Raw genomic sequence first — 6,000 nt, 5'->3', positions numbered from 1 at the left:
TGCATGCCTAATCCACGCCGCCAACGTTCATTCTGAGCCAGGATCAAACCCTTCATAATGTGGATCGAGTCCCCTGCCCCCTCGCGAGGCCAGGCTCCCCGTCCTCACCCGTCCGGGTTGAGGAATTACTGACTGGTCGCAGGCGACCCTGGGCCGAAGCCCGGAATCGGCTGCCGGTCGGAGGTCCGTCCCCGCCGCACCCCACCCCGACCGGGATGAGTGCGACATCGGGCGGCCCCTCGCCGGCTTCCCTCAAGGGTCCACAACGAAAGAACCACGATCGACCGGATTGTCAAAGATCGCGTCCACCGACGTCACCGGCCGGAGTGACTTCGCCCTGAGGGCATGTCACGCCGGCCGAATCGTCCAGCGAACGAATTATCGCGGCCATCGGGCTCGGTCAAGTTGTCTTGCCGAACCACTCGGCCGCGTTTCTCGTCACCACCGTTGTCAGCGGCGACAGGGACAATATTATCAGGCTTTGGCCGAAGGTCAAACGGTTTCTTCGGAATTCCGCCATTTCTTCAAACGAAGGCCGATCCGCGATGGCGAATCGGCCGAGGTTTCCTTCGATCAATTCGCGGCCTTCCTCGTGAACTCGATCTTCGAGGCGACGCCCTTCTCGTGCTCGATCTTCACGGCGGCGCCCTTCGCGCCCTTCTCCTGGGCCTTGGCGACGCGCTTCTCGAGTTTCTCGAGGTCGACGGGGCCCGTGCCCTTCTTCGTGACCTGTTCGGTCTTGTCGTTGATCGTGACCTGGATCTCCTTGTCGGTGTCCTTCTCGACGACGGTGACCTTCTTCGCATCCACGTCGACCTTCGTGATGACGCCCAGCAACTCTTCGGCGATCACCGGGGCGACAACCAAGGCCAAGGCCATGAGGCCCGCGGTCATGGACAGGATGAACGTGCGACGGGACTTCATCGGAACCCTCCGAAAATGTCTCGAATCCCTACCGGGGGCCGGTGGCCTCCTCCTCTCTAAATAGGAGGATGCCTCCAATTCGGCCCGGAACCGGCCGGGATCGGTGGATTATCAACCCCACTCACGAATGAAAGTAGTGGCGGGTTCCAGCCCTTAACGAATTTTTTCGATCTGGGAACCCGGGCCATCGCAAGCGTTTGGAATTCGGTGGGTTTGTCGTGTAGACGATGGCGAAGGTGGTCGACCAGTGTTGGTGGATCGGCGACGAAAGTTCAATTTGTGATTGATTGAGGAAGAAGAAAGGTAAGCTCTCTTCTGATCTTTGCCGGCGAGGAAGGATTCCTTGCCCGCGGGCTGCAATTTGGCGGACCTGGATCGACTCGTTTGGGGGTGAGTTGCGGGGAATATACGCTCGATGTGGTGGGTGGGAGTTGCCTCGTCTTCAAATCCTTGGATCGCTCCCACCGTTCGCGTATCATCGATCGGCCGTTGCGGTACGCCCTCGTCCGATAGGAAGGTCGCTACCGCCGCGAGCACTCGCGTCGTCGGTGCCGAGGGCGCATGTCTGGATCCGGGACGGGGGTCGTCCGGCGGGATCATCGCATTCGAGAAAACATGTCGGCTCATGTGGCGAAATTGGTGGGACCGAGGTTTTCGGTCCCACGCCCTCCGCGCGACAACCGAGCCCGGACCCTGGGCTTGGGATCTTGCCACGTGTGCCGGTCATGCCTCGTGCCCTTCGAATTGGGGCGTGAGCTTACGACGACCCTCGCCCGCAATCTCCCGGGACGAAGATCCAGAGTTCCTTATTCAAACAATGGTCAAGAGGGGTTGGGTGCATTCCATGAAGCGATCGGATCCAAGACGGTTCGTCCTCATGAGCCTTTTCGCGTGGGGGTTGTTCGGGGGCGTCACGACGGGGGCCGAGCTCGACGACTACGTCAGCCGGGACGATCCGACGTTCTCCTGGAAGGTGGCCGAGACCATCCCAACGAAGGAAGGGACGATCGTCGACCTTCCCCTCGTCTCGCAGACCTGGCACGGCATCGTCTGGAAGCACCGGATGCGCGTGTACGAGTCCTCCTCGGCGCCGAGCGACCCGAACACCTTCCTCCTCTTCATCACCGGAGGGGGGACGAATAGCCGCCCCAACGAGGAGGAGGACCAGCGTGGCCTGCTTCTGGCGAAGTTGAGCGGAGCCCGGGTCGCGATCCTGCCCCAGGTCCCGAACCAACCGCTGCTTGGGGACAAAGTCGAGGACACCCTCATCGCCGAGACCTTCGTGCGCTACCTCGAGACGAGGGACGCGACCTGGCCGCTCCTGTTCCCGATGGTCAAGAGCGCCGTCCGCGCGATGGACGCCGTTCAGGCCTGGAGCAAGGAGTCGGGCAAGCCCGTCCCCTCGAAGTTCGTCGTCACCGGCGCCTCGAAGCGAGGCTGGACGACCTGGTTGACGGGTGCTTATGACCCCAGGGTCGTCGCCATCGCCCCGATGGTCATCGACACCCTGAACTTCCGCGCCCAGCGCAAGCATTACCTCGAGGTCTGGGGCAAGCCCAGCGAGGAGATCGACGACTACACCAAGCGCGGCCTGAATGACGTGATGGACAAGAACGAGGGCGAGCCCCTCTGGAAGATGGTGGACCCCTACATGTTCCTGAATCGGCTGACGAAGCCGAAGCTGATCATCAACGGGACCAACGACCCGTACTGGACCGTGGACGCCCTCAACATCTATTGGGGCGAGCTCAAGGGGCCGAAGTCGGTGGTCTACCTGCCGAACGCGGGCCACGGCCTGGAACAGCACCGGGACTACGCCTTGGGCGGCATCGGGGCCCTCGTGCGCCACACGATTGCCGGCAAGTCCTTCCCGGACCTCTCCTGGACCCACTCGGATTCCGGGGACGGCGGCCTGCGGTTGACCATCGAATCGTCGGCCCCGGCCGTCGTCGCCCGGGCCTGGGTTGCCCGCTCCGACACGCGCGACTTCCGCCAGTCGCGCTGGGAGGAGGCGAAGGTCGTCGGCGACAAGCCTCCCTATAAGGTTGAGGTGACCCGGCCCGAGAAGGGACGCATCGCCCTCCTCGGCGACCTCGAGTTCGAAATCGAGGGGGTCCACTACCACCTCTCGACCCAGGTCCGGGAAACCGGGGCCAAGGGCGACGCGGCTCGTTGAGTCATCCCACCATCGTGAGGCCGAGCGGACGCCGTTTCGTCTGCTCGGCCACTCCCCTGCCCCGCCGAATCACTGCCTACAGGGGACGACATCGATAGGATTCTTGGCCGCGGATTGAACACGGATCAGACGAAGAGGGAGTCCGAACCGGGCAATGCTACTTGAAAAATCGAACATTCTTTCAAAATTGAAATTTCAGTATTTTATTTGGTTTTGCTGTGAATTGTTCGCGCTCGAAACGAGTCGAGGGGCCGAGATCGGCCCCTCGACTCGTTCGTTTCGACGGGACCGCGACGATTCGACGACGGGTGGCCGCTCGCTCGCGTGACCTCGACGTTCCGGCTCGGCTCGGCGAGCGCCGGAATGGTGAATGATCGCCCTCGAGAGGTCGGTCGCCCGAGGACTCAGTAGGAGTCGGCGCCCAGGACCTCGCCGCCGCCGATGGTGCCGAGGGCTCGCCAGTTCTGGAGGGCGATGGTGTCTTTGATGAAGCGGACGCTGCCGTCGCCGAAGAGGGCGTTGACGCCTCCGGAGTGGAAGCTCCGCGAGGTGATGGCGGCGTAGGTGGGCCCGCCGTCGTCTTCGTCGATGGTGCAGAGGTCGGTGTCGAGACCGAGCGTCCCTGCCGGAGCCTTCGTGTTGGGGGTGAGCACGGTCGTGAAGCCGTCGTAGAAGGTGTTGCCGTTGCTCCAGTGGGTGTGCCCCCCGCCCGGCGTCCCTGCCGCGACCTTGCACGACGAGGGCGAGGCCGCGATGGTCGCGAGCACCGTCGCCACGTCGGGGACGAGGGTCGGGTTCGCCTGGCCAGGGGACGGGACGCCTCCGCAGTCGTGGTAGGCCTGGGTGTACGTTTTGACCTCGGTCGCCAACACCGAATTGGACAGGCCGTCGGAGAATGCCGCGAACGTCCGGCTGAGGTTGGGACCGAAGGCGCTCCGGTTCGGGATGGCCCCGGGGCCGCCGTAGACGTACCAATCTCCTTCGCACCAACCGTAGTTCGACACGCCGTACTTGCTGACCGCCCCCGTGGTCGCGTTCGTCGTGACGTTGGGCTGCGGGTTGATCTCGCTCGGGCAGATCAAGACCTTGAGGGTCAAGGAGACGACCGTGGTGTTCTGGGCAGTGCTGGTCGACACGGCGTAATTGATGGAGTTGAACATCGCCCCTTGCTCAAGGTAGGGGGCGAGCCGAGACGTCACGCTCCAGGCGGTGTGAGACAAAGGCTTGCCGCTCGGCAAGAAATTCAGGACCTGCTGCGGGGGCAAGGATCCGATGGCAGACTCGTAGTTGTGCGCACCGAGCCCGAGCTGCTTGAGGTTGTTGACGCACTGCATCCGCCTGGCGGCCTCGCGGGCGGCCTGGACGGCGGGGAGCAAGAGCGCAATCAGGACGGCGATGATCGCGATCACGACCAACAGTTCGATGAGGGTAAAGCCCCGCGGTTCTGACCCGGAATTCCGAGACATCGTCTTCTCCGTCGTGCTGAGTCTGCGAGGATCGGTATGAGGACGAGTGCCCCGGAGCCTTCGCGTCAGCCATGGTGACGCGGAGTCGGGGGGCCTTCGTCCTTTTCGGTGAGGGGCGCGCGGCGGCCTCGCACGCCTTTCCAGGCAGACGACCTGTGTGGACTCTCGGAGATCGATCGAGGGGGGGGATCCGCAACTCGGATCGGTCTGTGACTAAGAGGACCTCGTTCGGAACGACGGGACCAGAGCCGGGCCGAACTCGAAGAAACCTGAGCAACTGAGATTCAATCTCAACGGATCGATAAGATATCGCTTAGCTTCGGGTCGGTCAAGAGTCCGGTGCGCAAATTTGTACGTTGACGTCGATGGCGATGAACGTCGCGTCCGTCTCGCAACCGTCGGCGAAGACTCTCGATGAATTCGTCGAGGCAGCGATATTCCGGCTTGCTTTGAGGGCGGGCGCACCTCGATCGGGGAGACGCCGAAGGGCTTCCCCCGCGCGTCGAGGATAGGCGTGCGGAAGAGTGGCGGACGTTGGGGATGGGGATGTGGTCTGATCGGTCAATCTATCAATGGAAGTATCTCGACATTAAGATGTCGGGATGTCGAAGAGGCGGAAGGGAGGCCGATCGGGGTAGCTCTTCTGGAGGAGCGACATCGAGACGTTGAACACGGGGACCTCGCCGCGGGCCCTTCCTTCCGGGGCACCGTTGTGGGCGTGGCCGTGGAAGACGGCGTGGACCGGGTATCGCGCCAGGGGTTCTTCCAGGCGGCTGCAACCGAGGAAGGGGAAGATGGCGGGGGGTTCCCCTTCGACGGTCGCCTGGATCGGGGCATAGTGGAGGAGCGCGATGCGACGCGCCGTCTTGAGCCGGGCGAGCGCGGACTCGAGTTTCAAGGCCTCGTCGATGGCTTCCTGGACGAAGGCCTTGACCGCCGTTTCGCCCCAGGCGCCGAGCGTCCCCCGGCCGAAGCCACCGGCGAATCCCTTCGCGCCGGCGAAGCCGATCCCTTCAATCTCGCATGCCTCGCCGTCGAGCAGGGTCAGGCCCGCGCCCGTGAGGATCTGGCGGACTTCGTCTTGCTGGCCGGACTCGAAGTCGTGGTTCCCGAGGACCCCGACCTTGGGGATCCTCGGGACCGCGGTCAGCTCCTTGGCGAGGATCTCGGCCTCTTCGGGGAGTCCGTAGTCGGTCAGGTCGCCGCAGAGCAGGAGCACGTCCGCGCTCTCGGCCGCCTGCGCGAACAGGGGCTGGAACGCTCCGTGCGACGCTTTGCCGCAGTGGATGTCGGCCATCGCCGCCAGTCGGACCATCGCTTTCGGCATCGTTCTCGAACTCCTCCCGATGTCGCGGCCCGGGCTCGCCGGCTCGAACCTTCTGGAACGGGAAACGCAGCAACCTCCATGCCCTCCCGGCATTCCTTTTGCGAATT

The 6,000-nt window shown here is 63.5% G+C and carries 4 protein-coding genes; 1 reads left to right on the top strand and 3 read right to left on the bottom strand.

The genetic code is table 11. The annotated features are described in order from the left end of the window. Positions 1-573: 573 nt before the first annotated feature. Complete coding sequence (locus ACYOEI_RS03305; RefSeq protein WP_462847856.1) at positions 574-924, bottom strand: hypothetical protein; 351 nt, start codon at positions 922-924, stop codon at positions 574-576. An 877-nt stretch (positions 925-1,801) separates the two neighbouring features. On the opposite strand from ACYOEI_RS03305, the gene ACYOEI_RS03300 reads away from it, so the two are divergent. Beyond that, positions 1,802-3,100, top strand: a complete 1,299-nt coding sequence (locus ACYOEI_RS03300) for a PhoPQ-activated pathogenicity-related family protein (protein WP_462847855.1) — start codon at positions 1,802-1,804, stop codon at positions 3,098-3,100. Positions 3,101-3,504: 404 nt separating this feature from the next. Here ACYOEI_RS03300 and ACYOEI_RS03295 read toward each other — a convergent pair whose 3' ends face one another. Continuing rightward, positions 3,505-4,566: a DUF1559 family PulG-like putative transporter gene (locus ACYOEI_RS03295; RefSeq protein WP_462847854.1), complete on the bottom strand. Its 1,062-nt coding sequence runs from the start codon at positions 4,564-4,566 to the stop codon at positions 3,505-3,507. A 589-nt stretch (positions 4,567-5,155) separates the two neighbouring features. Further along, on the bottom strand, positions 5,156-5,893 hold the full coding sequence (locus ACYOEI_RS03290) for a metallophosphoesterase family protein (RefSeq protein WP_462847853.1): 738 nt from the start codon (positions 5,891-5,893) through the stop codon (positions 5,156-5,158). Positions 5,894-6,000 lie beyond the last annotated feature (107 nt).

It is taken from the genome of Singulisphaera rosea, from assembly GCF_054877945.1.
Note: the sequence above shows the minus strand (reverse complement) of the source record. Positions and strands in the feature narration are given on the sequence as shown.

What these genes read in the sequence shown, in the direction of transcription:
- ACYOEI_RS03305 (WP_462847856.1), bottom strand. Translation starts at nt 924, where the DNA reads ATGAAGTCCCGTCGCACGTTCATCCTGTCCATGACCGCGGGCCTCATG.
- ACYOEI_RS03300 (WP_462847855.1), top strand. Translation starts at nt 1,802, where the DNA reads ATGAGCCTTTTCGCGTGGGGGTTGTTCGGGGGCGTCACGACGGGGGCC.
- ACYOEI_RS03295 (WP_462847854.1), bottom strand. Translation starts at nt 4,566, where the DNA reads ATGTCTCGGAATTCCGGGTCAGAACCGCGGGGCTTTACCCTCATCGAA.
- ACYOEI_RS03290 (WP_462847853.1), bottom strand. Translation starts at nt 5,893, where the DNA reads ATGCCGAAAGCGATGGTCCGACTGGCGGCGATGGCCGACATCCACTGC.